This is a genomic window from Rothia mucilaginosa, from assembly GCF_901875305.1.
Taxonomy (GTDB): domain Bacteria; phylum Actinomycetota; class Actinomycetes; order Actinomycetales; family Micrococcaceae; genus Rothia.
This window is the reverse complement of the sequence record NZ_CABFLY010000003.1, coordinates 161,807-176,252: the sequence shown is the minus strand read 5'-3', so window position 1 is coordinate 176,252 and position 14,446 is coordinate 161,807. Positions and strand designations below refer to the sequence as shown.

At 59.5% G+C, this 14,446-nt stretch carries 14 protein-coding genes; 7 read left to right on the top strand and 7 right to left on the bottom strand.

Going from position 1 to position 14,446, the window contains the following annotated elements:
- Window positions 1-3: 3 nt before the first annotated feature.
- The 6 genes from JX292_RS04920 (at window position 4) to JX292_RS04895 (ending at window position 6,861) form a co-directional block, all read left to right on the top strand.
- On the top strand, window positions 4-1,350 hold the full coding sequence (locus JX292_RS04920; RefSeq protein WP_204862120.1) for an O-antigen ligase family protein: 1,347 nt from the start codon (window positions 4-6) through the stop codon (window positions 1,348-1,350).
- Window positions 1,347-3,218 (top strand): oligosaccharide flippase family protein, encoded by a 1,872-nt coding sequence (locus JX292_RS04915; protein WP_204862119.1) that lies wholly within the window; start codon window positions 1,347-1,349, stop codon window positions 3,216-3,218. Before JX292_RS04920 ends, JX292_RS04915 begins: the two co-directional genes overlap by 4 nt.
- A gap of 53 nt (window positions 3,219-3,271) precedes the next feature.
- Window positions 3,272-4,504, top strand: a complete 1,233-nt coding sequence (locus JX292_RS04910; protein ID WP_204862117.1) for a Wzz/FepE/Etk N-terminal domain-containing protein — start codon at window positions 3,272-3,274, stop codon at window positions 4,502-4,504.
- A 123-nt stretch (window positions 4,505-4,627) separates the two neighbouring features.
- A complete protein-coding gene (gene pssD, locus JX292_RS04905) occupies window positions 4,628-5,107 on the top strand; it encodes a PssD/Cps14F family polysaccharide biosynthesis glycosyltransferase (protein WP_204862116.1) in 480 nt (159 codons plus the stop codon).
- Window positions 5,108-5,386: 279 nt separating this feature from the next.
- The gene (locus JX292_RS04900; protein WP_204862115.1) at window positions 5,387-6,097 is read left to right on the top strand and encodes a glycosyltransferase; all 711 of its coding nucleotides are present in this window, start codon (window positions 5,387-5,389) and stop codon (window positions 6,095-6,097) included.
- A 266-nt stretch (window positions 6,098-6,363) separates the two neighbouring features.
- Window positions 6,364-6,861, top strand: a complete 498-nt coding sequence (locus tag JX292_RS04895; protein WP_204862113.1) for a DUF2505 domain-containing protein — start codon at window positions 6,364-6,366, stop codon at window positions 6,859-6,861.
- Between the two features lie 117 nt (window positions 6,862-6,978).
- Here JX292_RS04895 and JX292_RS04890 read toward each other — a convergent pair whose 3' ends face one another.
- The 7 genes from JX292_RS04890 to rfbB all read right to left on the bottom strand — a co-directional run bounded on the left by JX292_RS04890 (window position 6,979) and on the right by rfbB (window position 13,509).
- Window positions 6,979-7,476: an adenylyltransferase/cytidyltransferase family protein gene (locus tag JX292_RS04890; protein ID WP_204862111.1), complete on the bottom strand. Its 498-nt coding sequence runs from the start codon at window positions 7,474-7,476 to the stop codon at window positions 6,979-6,981.
- Between the two features lie 287 nt (window positions 7,477-7,763).
- Window positions 7,764-8,234, bottom strand: a complete 471-nt coding sequence (gene sufU, locus JX292_RS04885) for a Fe-S cluster assembly sulfur transfer protein SufU (RefSeq protein ID WP_204862109.1) — start codon at window positions 8,232-8,234, stop codon at window positions 7,764-7,766.
- Window positions 8,235-8,332: 98 nt separating this feature from the next.
- Window positions 8,333-9,631 (bottom strand): aminotransferase class V-fold PLP-dependent enzyme, encoded by a 1,299-nt coding sequence (locus tag JX292_RS04880; protein WP_204862107.1) that lies wholly within the window; start codon window positions 9,629-9,631, stop codon window positions 8,333-8,335.
- Between the two features lie 156 nt (window positions 9,632-9,787).
- Complete coding sequence (pth, locus tag JX292_RS04875; RefSeq protein ID WP_204862105.1) at window positions 9,788-10,375, bottom strand: aminoacyl-tRNA hydrolase; 588 nt, start codon at window positions 10,373-10,375, stop codon at window positions 9,788-9,790.
- A gap of 192 nt (window positions 10,376-10,567) precedes the next feature.
- Window positions 10,568-10,852, bottom strand: coding sequence for a 50S ribosomal protein L25 (locus JX292_RS04870; RefSeq protein ID WP_204862103.1), 285 nt, complete (start codon window positions 10,850-10,852; stop codon window positions 10,568-10,570).
- A 234-nt stretch (window positions 10,853-11,086) separates the two neighbouring features.
- Entirely contained in the window at window positions 11,087-12,511 is a 1,425-nt protein-coding gene (rfbD, locus tag JX292_RS04865) for a dTDP-4-dehydrorhamnose reductase (protein ID WP_204862095.1), read from the bottom strand.
- Window positions 12,511-13,509: a dTDP-glucose 4,6-dehydratase gene (rfbB, locus tag JX292_RS04860; RefSeq protein WP_204862094.1), complete on the bottom strand. Its 999-nt coding sequence runs from the start codon at window positions 13,507-13,509 to the stop codon at window positions 12,511-12,513. Before rfbB ends, rfbD begins: the two co-directional genes overlap by 1 nt.
- A 74-nt stretch (window positions 13,510-13,583) precedes the next feature.
- On the opposite strand from rfbB, the gene rfbA reads away from it, so the two are divergent.
- Entirely contained in the window at window positions 13,584-14,444 is an 861-nt protein-coding gene (gene rfbA, locus JX292_RS04855; RefSeq protein WP_204862344.1) for a glucose-1-phosphate thymidylyltransferase RfbA, read from the top strand.
- Window positions 14,445-14,446 lie beyond the last annotated feature (2 nt).

The window sequence follows — 14,446 nt, the reverse complement described above, 5'->3', positions numbered from 1 at the left end:
GACATGGTTACTTCATCCGTTCCCTCCTATCCGGGCGTTTCACCGCTCGCGCTGAAAGACTCCGCGAAAGAGCTCCCCAGCGCCATTGCACGCGCCCGGGTACGGTTGCGTCCCGAGCCGGTCGCGCAGAAGAAACTGCCGGCCTGGCCGCTCATGACGCTACTTTACGGCTTCCCCGCACTGTGGGCGTTGGGCATCCTGCAGATTGCCCCGATTATCCTGGCCGCAGTGATGCTCTTTTACTTGGTTATCCGAGGTAATGTGCGGGTTCCTGGCCCGCTGTGGGTGTGGGCCGCTTTCAGCCTGTGGGTTGTGGTTGCGGCGCTTGCCCTAACTCGTTCAACCGACATCATCGGTTGGGGTCTGCGCTTCGTCAATATCCTCAGCGCTGGTATCTACGCCCTCTACTACTACAATGCCCGCTCATCCATCAGTCTCAACAAGCTGATGGGCGGCCTGGCGACCCTGTGGGGCACGCTCATTGTGCTCGGTTATGGCGGCGTGTTCTTCCCCGAGTTCCGTCTACGTACCCCCATGAGCTTTATCATGCCTTCGGGATTCATGCAGAACCCACTTGTGCGCGACTACATGTTGCCTCCTCTAGCTGAGGTTCAGCGCCCCTGGGGTGCTCCCGAAGCGTATGTGCGTCCCTCCGCGCCTTTCCCTTACGCCAATAGCTGGGGCTTGGCCTATACGCTACTTACCCCGGTGATGCTCGCCTGTTTGTTGCGCCTGCGCTCCATTTGGATGCGTATCGCGTTACTCATCGCAATGACCCTTTCCACGGTCCCCGCGATTGCTACCAGTAACCGAGGTATGTTCATTGGCTTGGGCATCAGCGCCGCCTACGTTCTATTGCGTCAGTTCCTGGCTGCCAATTGGCGTGCTGTGGGTATTGGTGTTGCGGCGATCATGGCTGTGGTGGTGGCTCTCTTCGTCTCCGGTACTGTGGACCACATTCTGGGTCGACAGGATTACTCCGATTCGACGGGTGGGCGTGCTGCCCTATACCGGGCTACGTGGAAGGCTACGCTCGAGTCCCCCATCATTGGGTATGGAACTCCGCGTATGGAGCCGAGCATCGGTGTGTCGATGGGTACTCAGGGCTACCTGTGGACCCTCATGTTCTGCTTTGGTTTTGTGGGTCTGGCACTGTTCCTGTTCTTCATTCTGAGCACTATAGTGGCAGGGGCCCGAGTGAGGACCGCGGCGGGGTACTGGTTGCACAGTCTGCCGGTAGCTAGTTGCGTCGTCTTCATCTTCTACAGCTTCGATATCGCGCAGTTGAGTATTCTGCTGCTCGCCTCGATGGCTTGTCTCCGCTCAGTTCAGGAGGGTGAGGGCCTATGACGAATCCTGCTGATATGGCCTCGGGTGGCGGGCATCCCCGCCGCCGGGCCCGTCTACGTAAGGAGGCGCAGGCCCTAGCCAAGGAGGTCGCACTGGCCGAGGAGTACGACGAGTTCGTCCCCACTGTGGACGATATTCGTTCGGGTCGTTTCCCGGCCACTACGGCCCTGCCGATTGTGCCTCCCGCTCAGGATTTTGCTTCTGCCGGGGACGGTTCGGCGTTTTCCGAGTCCTCTCCCTCCGTTGCTTCGGTTGAGTCCGCCGATGTGCGCCCGGGTGGTGCGCATCGCGGGGGGTCTCGCCGTATGGTGCGGTCAGGTTCTGTGAGCGGTGCCTCCTCCGCAAGCGCGGTTCAGGTAGCCAAGGTGGGGCAGGGCAAGAAGCAACCTAGCCTTGCTAAGAGTGGTTCGTTGGCCTCGCTGTGTGTGATGTACGGCGCTGGCATCGCGTTTGTCACCACGATGGTGGTTTCCAATGGTATTGGTGCGGCGGGTTCGGGCGAGTTTTTCCGTCTGATGGCGCTGTTTGCGATTGCGATTTCGCTCGTGACCTTCGGTGCGGATACCGGCCTGGTGCGTACTATCTCGGCGCAGCGTGCTCTGGGACGCTATGGGTTGCTCCCGCAGCTCATCCGTTATGGTCTCGTGCCTTCGCTGGTGACTTCGGTTTTCCTCATTGCGGGCGTGTACGTGTACTCGTTCCTGGTGCCTATGGCTCCCGAGTATCAGGCCGCTATGCGCGTCAGCTCGGCTTTTGTGCTGATTGCGGCGCTCATGACGGTTTTCTTTGGTGCCTTGCGTGGTCTGCACCGTGTGGTGACTTTTACGGTGCTTCAGAATGTGCTGTTGCCGACGCTGCGCTTTGCCGCGGTGGGACTGGTTGTGCTGTTCTCGGGTCAGCTGATGGACCTGGTCTACGCCTGGACCGTGCCCGTGGCGATTACCGCTATTGTGGCGTTGTGGTTGTTGGAGCGTGCTTTTCCGAATGAGGAGCATATGGAGGTCCTGCCTTCTGAGGATTCCCCGGAGGAGACTTTCCGTTCTTTCTGGAGCTTCAGCTCGGCCCGCGGCGTTGCTACCGTGGTCGAAACGATTCTTGAGTGGATTGATGTGCTGGTGGTGACAGCTTTCCTGGGTGCGGCTGCTGGTGGTGTCTATGGTGCGGTCAACCGTTGCGTCCGCGTGGGCACCATGATTGAGCACACCGGTCGCGTGGTGACTGGCCCGTCGATTAGTGCGGCGCTGGCGACCCGTCAGCTGGATCGAGCTCGGGATATCTTCCTGTCCACCACGCGTGTGCTGACGGCTTTGTCGTGGCCTTTCTACCTGTCCCTGGCGTTCTTCGGCCCTGTGCTGTTGCATTTCTTTGGTAAGGGCTTCGAATCCGGTGCGGGTATTCTCTGGGTGATTTGCCCGGCGGCGATGCTCTCGATGAGTGCTGGCGGTGTGCAGTCCGTGCTGTTGATGAGCGGTAAGAGCCGCTGGCAGCTGCTAAATAAGCTGTCCTCGCTGGTCGTGGCCGTGGTCCTGAACTTCACCCTGGTTCCCGTGTGGGGACTGTACGGTGCGGTGACAGCCTGGTCTTCGGCTCTGCTGATCGATACGTTCCTGGCTAGCTATCAGGTCTTCCGCCTGGTGGGTATTCGTGCCTCGTGGCGTGAGATGGCTCCCTCGTTGTTCCTGGGGGCCGCGGTGCCTACGGTGTGTGCGCTGGTGGCGTTGCTTTTGCTGGGGCAGAGCGTACTGGGCGTCATCGTGTATGCGGTTCTTCTGGTGCCGGTGTACGGCGGCGTGCTCTTCCGTTTCCGTAAGGCGTTAGGCATCGAGCGGTTCCTTTCGGCTCGTCGTGCTAAGTCCGCTACTTCCTAGTCTTCCAATTTTCTCCGATATTAGTGTCCGTTTTCTCTTCCAAGGATGTCCTCATGGATAACACCTCTCACAACTCCTCGGTGACGCTGGGTAGCCAGGTCCGCCGTATTTTTCGTCATCCCCTGCTGATTTTGGTATCGGTCGTGGTGTTTGCTCTAGCCGGTGCAGCGTATGGCTATGTGACTAATGGCAAGTACACTGCCAAGGCTGCTCTGGTTGTCTACCCGATGGTGGTGGATCCTGCCGGTACCGGTAGTGCGAACTCGGCCAAGGTTGACATTGCGACCGAGTCGCGCGTTGCGTCCTCTCGTGAGGTGGCGTCTCAGGCCGCTAAGACTCTGATTAGCGAGGGCGATACCCTCTCCGAGGCGCAGCTGACCAGTCGTCTTATGGACTCTGTGAAGGTGACCGGTACCTCCCAGACCTCGGTGCTGGATATTGAGGTCACTCGCTCCAACGCAGATGATGCCGCGCGTTATGCAAACGCTATGGCGAATGCCTACCTGCAGGTTCGTTCCGATGCTCTCAAGAGCAGCGTGGACTCGGCAACTAAGCAGCTGGACGAGCAGATCGCTTCAATGGAGGGGGATGCGAACCGTAACGCCCTGGTATCCCAGTTGCAGGAGCGTCGCGCTCAGATTCAGCTGACTTCCCTCGCCGGTGGCCGTGTGATGAGCCAGGCTCAGGTTCCGAGCTCTTCGAAGTCTCTGGGCCCGGTGAAGCTTGGCGTGGTCGGTGCTGTGGCGGGTCTGCTGATTGGTTTGGTTGTGGCGTACGGCCGCGACCGTACGATGCGTCACATCGGGTACGCTGACCGTTTGCAGGATGCGGGTATTCCTGTGCATGAGCTGGGTTCGACTTCCGAGGCGAATGACGCGTTCATGCTGCTGCGTACCGTGGGTGCTCCCGATGGTGATATCAAGAGCGCGGGCGCTTCCGGTGTGGCCATTATGCCGGGTACTGACCGCGGCGTGGAGCACTTGTACCAGATGCTGCAGCGCGTTCTGCCCAGCGATTACGCCCGTTTCACCGATTATGCTTCGGTACGCGAGGATCTGACCCGTTACACCCCCGAGTCGATGGTGACCAGGAGCGAGGCTCCGCTGGTCATCAGCTTGAGTACCGCTACTCCCCTGTCCACTCAGTTGCGTTTCGTGCAGGCTTCGGGTCTGGCTTTGGTTCCGGTTACCGCGGCTACTTCCTTGAAGCCGGTGCGTGAGCTGTTCCAGCAGCTGGATCAGCTGGAGGGTGTCACCTCTCTGGCGGTCTTCTTGGATCGTGAGTAGCGTCGGGGCACACCCGAGTGGGTATTCACTCTATGGCGTGGGGCTCGGCGATTCTGATGTGTCGAGTCCCAGCTGCTCATCACTTTTTTGTTTCTCCCTTTGTGGGGTATTAGGAGAATACTTATGACTGAGGCAACTTCTGCCCAGGCCCGACCTAAGCTCTTGTTGGTTTCCAGCAGCGGTGGTCATTTGAAGCATTTGACGGCTACTGCCGCTGCCTGGCAGGATTACGACCGCGTGTGGGTCAGCTTTAAGCAGCCTGACGTGGAATCGTCGTTGGCCGGCGAAAAGACTTATTGGGCGTATTATCCGACGACGCGCAATATTAAGAATGCTATTCGTAACCTTTTTTTGGCGTTTCGGATTTTTCCGAAGGAACGTCCGGATGCGGTGGTTTCCGCCGGTGCGGGCGTCGCGGTCCCGTTCTTTGTTGCGGCGAAGCTTTTCAGGGTAAAGACTCTGTATATCGAGTGTTTTGACCGTCCGACTCTGCCGACGATGACGGGTAAAATGCTGTACACCATTGCTGATCGCATCATTGTTCAGAGCGATGAGCAGCAGAAGAATTTCCCTGATTCTCGCGTGATTCACCCTATTTTTTAAGAGTGATTAACCTATCCCGAAAATAATGCCCTCACGTGCATAGAGGGCATTATTTTCGGGGTATAGTATCTATTAAACATACAGATATATGAAAAGTCGTGCGCTTCGCTGGGGACTCACCATCCACACGAACTAACCACTCGTCAGAGAAGCGTATGCGGGGATTACTCACCATTCTCTCCGGCACGACGCCGCCGCGTATATCCATACGATGCCCTCCGGATTTTTGCATCGGATATGCGGGGTTACTACCGATAAATACATAGAGAGGAATAGGCAATGTCTATTCAGAACTTCCCCCAGGTCAGTGTCGATACTGCCAAGTTCGACCTGCCCGTATTTACTCCCGCTGTCGCGCCGGTTCGTATCCCGACGAAGACGTACGATCTGGTGGTTTCTCTTGGCACCGACGTTCATACTTTTGATCGTCTTCTGCGCTGGGTTGAGGCTTACCTTGAGGCTCACCCGCAGGTCACCTGCCTCGTGCAGCATGGCCACACTGCGCCCATTAAGCACGCGGACAATCTGAAGCTTCTTCCCGCTGCCGAGTTGCTGGACTACTACGCCAACGCGAGCGTTGTGTTGGTTCAGGGCGGCCCCGGTTCCATCCAGGATGCACGCCGCACCGGTGCCCTGCCCCTGGCCGTTCCGCGCCGCGCGGAGTTCGACGAGGTTGTTGATAACCACCAGGTCCCCTTCACCGCTCTGATGGAGAAGCGCGGCCACGCCGTTGTGGTGGAGAGCCGTGAGGACCTCTTCCACAAGTTGGATTTGGCGCTGTCGAACCCCTCTCTCTTCCGCACTGCCGAGCCCTACGTTTCTACTCCGGAAATTTCCGCAGCCCAGCTGGGTGAGGAGTTGCATAATCTGTTGGCTGGTAAGACCCACCGCCGCGATTCTTTCTGGAGCCGTTGCAAGCAGGCCGTTCGCGCGCATCGTGCGGGCAAGGCTGAGATGGCACGCATCGACGCTATGGCTCCCAGCGCCTAGTACCAGCCCCTAGCGCTACGGGCTGAGTATTTCGGCCCGCTCCCCCATTCGTTGCAGGACGCTCTGGGGTCTTGCATCTTAGACCGGCACGCGAAACCCCGGTCGAGAACGCGGCGACCTGCGGGTATGGACCCGCCGCCGCTGTTTGCCTACGGCGTATTCTCGGCCGGATTCGCATCGTGTTATTAGGCTGCGAAACCCCGCGCACCGTATCCTAAAGAGGAATGATGCGCGGGGTTTATCGCGCACTACGAAAGGAAAATCTCATGGCAGTTCAGGAATCGACCGTCATCAATGCAAGCGTCGAGCAGGTCGTTGAGGCTCTCTCTAGCGAGGATTTCGCTCGCTTCGTCTGCTCCGAGGTGGGCGTCGAGTTCGGTAGCTTCTCGGTTTCCGGTGACACCTCCGCCGAGTTCACCGCAACCACCGAGCGTACCATCCCGGCTAATCGTGTTCCGGATATCGCCCGCAAGTTCGTGGGCAACGGTGTCTCCATGACCCAGGTGGACAACGTGAGCGCCCCCGCAGCTGACGGTGCGCGCACCGTCACAACCGAGGTGAAGGTCAACGGTATCCCTGTCTCGGCCAGCGCCACCCAGCACCTAATCCCCGAAGGCGACAAGACCCGTCTGGATGTCAACGGCGAGGTTTCCTGCTCGATTCCGCTGGTGGGTAAGAAGATTGCCGCCGCAGCTGAGCCGCAGGTTGGCCGCGTGCTGAAGGTTCTGGGCACCTCCGCCGAGAAGTGGATCGCTCAGCGCTAATCGTTCCTGCCCCTTAGGCCGGCGTACAACCGGGCCTCACGAGGGTTAAATGAATCCCCGCTACCCAATGAGGTAGCGGGGATTCATTCGTCTCAGCGGTTACGAGAGCGGCACAGTTTAGGAGGCGACAATCGCCTCGGAGTACTCGCGGTCCCCCAGCAGCTCGGCAAATCGGTGCATCTCCGCGCGCAGGTCGTGCTCAGCCTCAAGTAGGTCAACAACTTTGCGCAACTTAGTGCTGGAGGTGTGCTCGGTGTAGGGGAAGTAGTGCACTTTCACGCCTACCTCTGCGAAGCGCTCCTCGAGGGCGCGGCCTTTCTCAGTGCCCTTCCAGTCGTCACCCTTGAAAAAGACGTCGAAGGGCTTCTGCTTCCAGGTTTCAAGCTTGTCGGGAGTGGTTTCGATGTGCACCTCGTCCACGTAGTCGATGTGGCTGACGATGGCGGCACGCTCCTCAATGGGGATGACGGGGCGGCGGCCCTTAGTGATTTCGAGGACGTCGTCGTGCACAACACCAGCGATCAGGTAGTCGCAGTTCTCCTTAGCCTTACGGAGAATCTCAAGGTGACCGTAGTGGAAGAGGTCGTAGGCACCTGCGGCGTAGCCAATAATCATGAGGGGTTCCTTGTGGTTGGTAGCGGCGATGGTCGCTCCGGCGCCCTGAGGGGGTCGGAGGGTGAGGAACGCATCCGCCCCATTCTGCGGGGCGGGGCTGGTCCGGAAAAGGTTCCTCGCGGGGCGCTGGTTAGGCGAACCGCACCTATTATTTTACCAGTCATCTTTTCCCATGGGGCCCGGATAAAACACGGAATGAGGCGGACGCGTTGTAGCGTCCGCCTCATTCCGTCGTAACAATCTTTAGGCCCTCCAGCGACGAGCTGGTGGAAGTCGCGCGGACTGTACTAGTCCTTCAGAGCGGCTTCCTTAGCGGCCTCCTCCACGGCAACCCAGGAGAGCATCGCGCACTTCACGCGAGCCACGAACTTCGAAACACCAGCGAAGGCGGCCATGTCACCGTATTCCTCCTCGTCCAGGGTAACCTGGCCGCGGGAACGCAGCATCTCGCGGAACGCGTCCACGTGGCGTTGCAGCTCGGAGAGGGTCATGCCCGGAGCCATCTCCGAGAGTACGGAGGCAGCCGCCATCGAAATGGAGCAGCCGTCACCCTCCCAGGAGACCGATTCGATGGTCTTCTCCCCGTCCTTCAGCTCATTAGAAAGCACCACACGCAGGTTGATTTCGTCACCGCAGGTGGGGTTGTACTGATGATTGTCTGCGCTCGCGTGGCCCGCAGGGACCTCCACGAGGTGCTCACCGGTACGCTGCTTGGAGTGCTCCAGGATGATGTCCTGATAGAGAGCTTCGAGAGACATTTTGGTCTTCTTCCGTGTGTTGAATCGTCTAGTGAGAATAACGCGGCCACGCACGGCGGCCCGGGTATGTTCGGGGTCCGCCGTGCGCGCCGTAGAGATTAGAGGCCGAAGTAGGGGCGCACCTCTGCGAGGGCCTTCAGGAAGGCGTCCACATCCTCAGTCGTGTTGTAGATGTAGGTGGAGGCGCGGGTCGAGGCGGTTACACCGGCGCAGCGGTGCAGCGGCTGGGCGCAGTGGTGGCCCACGCGCACGGCGATACCCTGCGTATCGAGTAGCTGGCCCACGTCGTGCGGGTGCACGCCATCGATGGCGAGGGCCACAAGGCCCGCGCGCTGGGAGGGATCGGTCGGGCCCAGCAGGCGCACGCCCTCAATCTTCTGAACGCCCTCAACCAGGCGGGCGCCCAGTTCGTGTTCCCAGGCTGCGACATTCTCCATGCCGAGGTGCTGTAGGTAACGCACAGCGGCAGCGAACGCGACAGCCTGCGAAACGCGCTGGGTACCGGCTTCAAACTTGATGGGGGCGGGCATGTACTCGGCGTCCTGCAATCCGACGCGGGTAATCATGGAGCCACCGGTCAGGAAGGGCGGCAGGGCGTTCAGCAACTCCGCGCGGCCATAGAGGGCACCGATACCGGTGGGGGCCAGCATCTTGTGGCCGGAGAAGGCAGCAAAGTCGACGTCCAGGGCGTGGAAGTCCACGGGCATGTGCGGTACGGACTGGCAAGCATCCAGCACGACGAGCGCGCCGTGCTTGCGGGCCAGGGACACCAGGCGCGGCACGTCGGTAATCGCGCCGGTCACGTTGGAGACGTGGGTGAAGGCCAGGATGCGAGTCTTCTCGTTGACGATACCCGCGGCGGCCTCGTAGTCGATGCGGCCGTCCACGGTGGCGGGGATGTGGCGCAGGGTTGCGCCGGTGCGCTGGGCGAGAATCTGCCAGGGAATCAGGTTCGCATGGTGCTCAATCTCGGTGGTGACGATTTCGTCGCCGGGACCCAGCGCGAAGCGCTTCGCGGCCTCGCCCCCAATACCCTGGGAGGCGTTACCGATGCTGTATGCGATGAGGTTCAGCGCCTCGGTGGCGTTGGAGGTCCACACCAGCTCTTCCTCCGTGGCGCCCACGAAGCCGGCCACGGTACGGCGGGCGTCTTCGAAGAGGTCGGTTGCCTCGACGGCAAGGGTGTGTGCGCCGCGGTGTACGGCGGAGTTGGCGTGCAGGTAGAAGTCGCGTTCTGCGTCGAGAACCTGCAGGGGTTTCTGGCTCGTCGCCCCAGAATCCAGGTAGACCAGGGGGTGCCCGTTGACCTCGGTATTGAGGATCGGGAAGTCCTGGCGGAGCTGGCGCACAACGTCGTCGCTCAGGGGGATATTGGCGGGGGTGGAGTATTCAGCCACGGGTACCTTCTTTTCTCGCTCATACGCTCCACGGGGCGGGTATTTTCCCGTCGTGGAGCGTATAACGTCATTCTTTTCTAGCTTATTCCCTCGCGAGGCTCTTGCATAGTTAGGTAGAGCCTAGTTCGCAGGGCGCACAGCGGGTGAGGCAACCAACTAGGATGCGGCGCCGTGGTAGCGCTGCTGGGTAGCCTGCAGGCCCTCCTTGATGAGCATGACGGTTGCATCCGTGGCGTTCGAGATGAGGAACGGCAGGGCCTTCACCTCGGTGCTGCTGAAGGGCTTGAGTACGAAGTCTGCGGTGTCCATGCGTCCGGGCGGACGGCCGATGCCGGTACGCACGCGGTAGTAGTCCTTGGTGCCCAGCGCCTTGGTGATATCGCGCAGGCCGTTATGGCCGCCCTCTCCCCCACCAATCTTGAGCTTGATGGTATCGAAGGGAATGTCGAGCTCATCGTGGACGACGATGACGTGGCCGGGGTCAATGCCGTAGAACTTGGCGATGGCACTGACGGGGCCGCCCGAAGTGTTCATGTAGCCGAGGGACTTCATAAGGATGACCTTGGGGCCGCCGAAGCCCAGGCGCCCCTCCACCACAACCGCGGAGGCTTTGGAGTGTTTCTTGAAGCTGCCGCCAACTTCCTTGGCGAGCTCGTCCAGAACCATCTGACCAATATTGTGGCGGGTTTTAGCGTAGTTGGGGCCGGGGTTTCCTAGACCCACGATGAGCCACGTATCTGACATCTGTGCCTACCCTTCTCTTGTGATACGTTCTTGGGCGAATTCTCGAGGGGCGTTCCGAGGGGGGGGTGTTCTCGGGCCCTCAAAAAATTCTAGAAGCTTCGGGGGATGCGCGAACGGCCCGCACCTCTTGTTGAGGATGCGGGCCGTTCCCAGCCCGGCTTATGCCGGTTTATAAGCGTTGAAATCCGCTACTTACGCAACGAACACCAGGTCAATGTGCTGCAGTTCGGGGCGGATGGGGTGGCGCTGGATGTCCTGAACGCGAGCCTTGATGGTCTCACCTTCAACCTCGATAGCCAGCACTGCGTCTGCCTGACGAACTGCCATGGTGGTCTCGTGACCGGGCAGGGTTACGTGCTTGGGCTCTGCGCCGTTGCCGTAGATAACAGCGGGGATCTTGCCTGCAACGCGTGCGCGGCGTGCGTAGCCCTTACCGAAGTCAACGCGGGGCTCTGCAACAATCTTGATTTCAGCCATGGGGTTCTCCATTTCTGTAGTTTGTACATAACGCGCCAAGAGAAACGGCGCGGATGAAGAATCCGTACGCCACCTCGTCGATAACGGCTCACCGCGTTTGCGGTGGCCCTCGCCTTGGCCAAGACATTATTGTACAGGTTCCCGGCTCTTCTTCAAGAGCCGGGAACCTGTGATATGGCGATTTTCACGCCTTTTATGCTGTTATCAGCAGATATAGGGCCATATCTCTAAGGATTAGGAGCCCATTTCTGCTAGGTAGGCGGCCAGCGCCTCGCGGTGATCGCGCGGGGTGAATCCCGTAGCAATCAGCTTGGACAGGTCCATTGCCGAGTTCGTCGGACGGTGAGCGAAGAGCTCAGCGTTGGCGAAGTATGCCTCGGTAGTGGTGTCGCTGACGCGCGCCGGGTCGTGGCCGGTACCCTCGTACACCGCGCGGGCGAACTGGGCCCAGTTGATGACCTCACCAGTGTTCGACACGTTGTAGGTGCCGTATTCTGCGCCGGAGAAGAGCAGGTGCAGGGCCGCTGCGGCTAGGTCCTGGGTAAAGGTCGGGCGACCCCACTGGTCGGCGACCACGGACGGGTCGATACCACGCTCAGCTAGGGACGCCATGGTACCCACGAAGTTCTTGCCGGCACCAACAACCCAGCTGGTGCGCAGGGTGTAGTGCTTACGCCACGCGGCGGCGGCCACCTCACCGGCTGCCTTGGACGCACCGTAGACGCTCAGCGGTGCCAAGGGGTAATCCTCCGGGTACTCCTCACCCAGGGGCAGGGAGCCGTCGAACACGTAGTCGGTGGAGACATGTACCAGCGGCAGGTTAGCTTCCTCGCAGATGGAGGCGAGCGCACTCACGCCCAGAGCATTGGCAGCCCAGGCGTCACGACGGCCCTCGGGGGTCTCTGCCTGATCCACGGCAGTGTACGCTGCAGCGTTGATGACCGCACGGAAGGAGCGCCAGCGGAATGCGTCGCGCCACTGCTCAGGCTTACCCAGGTCGAGGCGGTCGCGATCCACAGCCAGGAAGGGTACGTTCTGCTCGGTGAGCTGGCGAACCAGCTCGGTGCCGAGCTGACCGCCAGCGCCAATAATCAGGATCGGGTCGGCTTCCAGGGGCTTAATCTCGTTCAGACGCGGGTGGTTGCGGTCCTTCTCGGAGAGCTCTGCCTTCGCCAGGTCGATAGGCCAGTCGATTGCGACGGTCTCATCGGCAAGGTTCAGGAAGCTGTAGCCGGATACTGCATCCGCCGACCAATGGTCGTTTACCAGGTAGGTGTAGGCGGTATTCTCTTCCAGGGTCTGGAAGGAGTTACCCACGCCGCGGGGCACGAAGATTGCAGTGTCCGGGCCCAGTTCCACGGTGACGACCTTACCGAAGGACTCGCCGGCACGCAGGTCAACCCACGCGCCGAAGATACGCCCGGTCGCAACAGAAACGTACTTATCCCACGGTTCGGCGTGGATACCGCGGGTGGTACCTACCGAAGCGTTGAACGAGATGTTGTTCTGCACCGGGTTGAAGTCGGGCAGACCGGCGGCGACCATCTTTTCGCGCTGCCAGTTCTCCTTGAACCAGCCGCGGTTATCACCGTGAACCGGCAGATCGATGATGAGCAGGCCGGGAATCTCGGTCTCAGTAACCTTCAGCTCCTTGGTCATTACTGACCAGCCTTCGCGTACTTTGCCTCAACCTCAGCCTTCAAGGGCTCCCACCAGCTGCGGTTGTCGGTGTACCACTTGATGGTGTCTGCCAGACCGGACTCGAAGTCAGTGAACTTCGGCTCCCAGCCGAGTTCTGCGCGCAGGCGGCTACCGTCGATGGCGTAGCGCAGGTCGTGACCGGGGCGGTCAACCACATGCTCGAAGTCGTTCTCGTCCTTGCCCATCAGACGCAGGATGGTGCGCAGAACGGTGATGTTGTTCTCTTCGCCATCTGCACCGATGAGGTAGGTTTCACCAATCTTGCCCTGCTCCAGGATGCGCAACACAGCAGAAGAGTGGTCAGATGCGTGAATCCAGTCACGCACGTTCAGGCCCTCGCCGTACAGCTTCGGGGTCAGACCCGAGAGGATGTTAGTAATCTGACGGGGAATGAACTTCTCAATGTGCTGGTAAGGACCGTAGTTATTCGAGCAGTTCGAGATGGTGGCCTCAATGCCGAAGGAACGAACCCAGGCACGCACAAGCAGGTCAGAGCCAGCCTTGGTGGAGGAGTACGGGGAAGAGGGGTTGTAGGGGGTGGTTTCGGTAAACTTGGCGGGATCATCCAGCTCGAGGTCACCGAAGACCTCGTCGGTGGAGATGTGGTGGTAGCGGGTTCCGTGCTTGCGGACTGCCTCCAGCAGGCTGAAGGTACCCACCAGATTGGTGTGGATAAAGGGTTCGGGGTTGGCCAGCGAGTTGTCGTTGTGCGACTCCGCTGCGTAGTGAACAACCGCGTCAGCCTTGCCAACCAGTTCGTCTGCCAGCTCGCGATCTGCGATGTCGCCGACAACGAGCTTAAAACGAGATTCGGGAAGACCTTCCAAAGACGCCGCATTTGCGGCGTAGGTCATTTTATCCAGCACAGTAATAGTGTGATCAGTGTTATCGATGAGGTGGTGAACAAAGTTCGAACCAATAAAACCGGCACCGCCGGTAACAAGAATGTGAGCCATACGGTAAATTTTACCTGGCTAAAGAGCGATTTTTATACCTCAACAAAGAGATAAACATGACACAATATGTAGTTATGAAAGGAATTATTCTTGCCGGCGGTACCGGTAGCCGTTTGCACCCTATCACTCAGGGTATTAGCAAGCAGCTCACTCCGGTCTATGACAAGCCGATGATTTACTACCCGCTGTCCACTCTGATGCTTGCGGGTATTCGCGATATTTTGATTATTACCACTCCGGCCGATCAGGAGCAGTTTAAGCGTTTGCTCGGTGACGGTTCTCGTTTTGGTATTAATCTCGAATATAAGGTTCAGCCTTCCCCGGACGGCCTGGCTCAGGCATTTATTCTGGGAGCCGATTTTATTGGAAATGATCCCGTAGCGCTCGTGCTCGGCGACAATATTTTCTATGGCCCCGGTCTGGGAACTCAGCTGGCCACTTACGAGCAGAAGGACGGTGCGACCGTCTTTGCCTACCGCGTGGCCGACCCCCGTGCTTACGGTGTGGTGGAATTCGATGAGGACTTCAACGCTCTCTCTATCGAGGAGAAGCCCGAGAATCCCAAGAGCGACTACGCAATTCCGGGTCTGTACTTCTACGACTCTAAGGTTGTGGAGTACGCCCACCAGATTAAGCCTTCACCCCGCGGTGAGCTGGAAATCACGGACCTCAACCGCGTCTATCTGGAACAGGGTAAACTGAAGGTTGAGGTTTTGCCGCGCGGCACCGCATGGCTCGATACCGGAACCTTTGACTCACTCGCTGATGCCACGAACTTCATCCGCACTGTCCAGAGCCGCCAGGGTCTGTCCGTTGGTTGCCCAGAGGAAATTGCGTGGCGTCACGGTTGGCTTTCCGACGAGCAGCTCCGCGAGATTGCTACCCCGCTCGTCAAGAGTGGTTACGGAAGCTACCTGCTCGGCCTGCTCCGCTAAGC

Coding starts and splice junctions, on each gene's coding strand:
- JX292_RS04920 (WP_204862120.1), top strand. CDS start 4: ATGGTTACTTCATCCGTTCCCTCCTATCCGGGCGTTTCACCGCTCGCG.
- JX292_RS04915 (WP_204862119.1), top strand. CDS start 1,347: ATGACGAATCCTGCTGATATGGCCTCGGGTGGCGGGCATCCCCGCCGC.
- JX292_RS04910 (WP_204862117.1), top strand. CDS start 3,272: ATGGATAACACCTCTCACAACTCCTCGGTGACGCTGGGTAGCCAGGTC.
- pssD (WP_204862116.1), top strand. CDS start 4,628: ATGACTGAGGCAACTTCTGCCCAGGCCCGACCTAAGCTCTTGTTGGTT.
- JX292_RS04900 (WP_204862115.1), top strand. CDS start 5,387: ATGTCTATTCAGAACTTCCCCCAGGTCAGTGTCGATACTGCCAAGTTC.
- JX292_RS04895 (WP_204862113.1), top strand. CDS start 6,364: ATGGCAGTTCAGGAATCGACCGTCATCAATGCAAGCGTCGAGCAGGTC.
- JX292_RS04890 (WP_204862111.1), bottom strand. CDS start 7,476: ATGATTATTGGCTACGCCGCAGGTGCCTACGACCTCTTCCACTACGGT.
- sufU (WP_204862109.1), bottom strand. CDS start 8,234: ATGTCTCTCGAAGCTCTCTATCAGGACATCATCCTGGAGCACTCCAAG.
- pth (WP_204862105.1), bottom strand. CDS start 10,375: ATGTCAGATACGTGGCTCATCGTGGGTCTAGGAAACCCCGGCCCCAAC.
- JX292_RS04870 (WP_204862103.1), bottom strand. CDS start 10,852: ATGGCTGAAATCAAGATTGTTGCAGAGCCCCGCGTTGACTTCGGTAAG.
- rfbD (WP_204862095.1), bottom strand. CDS start 12,511: ATGACCAAGGAGCTGAAGGTTACTGAGACCGAGATTCCCGGCCTGCTC.
- rfbB (WP_204862094.1), bottom strand. CDS start 13,509: ATGGCTCACATTCTTGTTACCGGCGGTGCCGGTTTTATTGGTTCGAAC.
- rfbA (WP_204862344.1), top strand. CDS start 13,584: ATGAAAGGAATTATTCTTGCCGGCGGTACCGGTAGCCGTTTGCACCCT.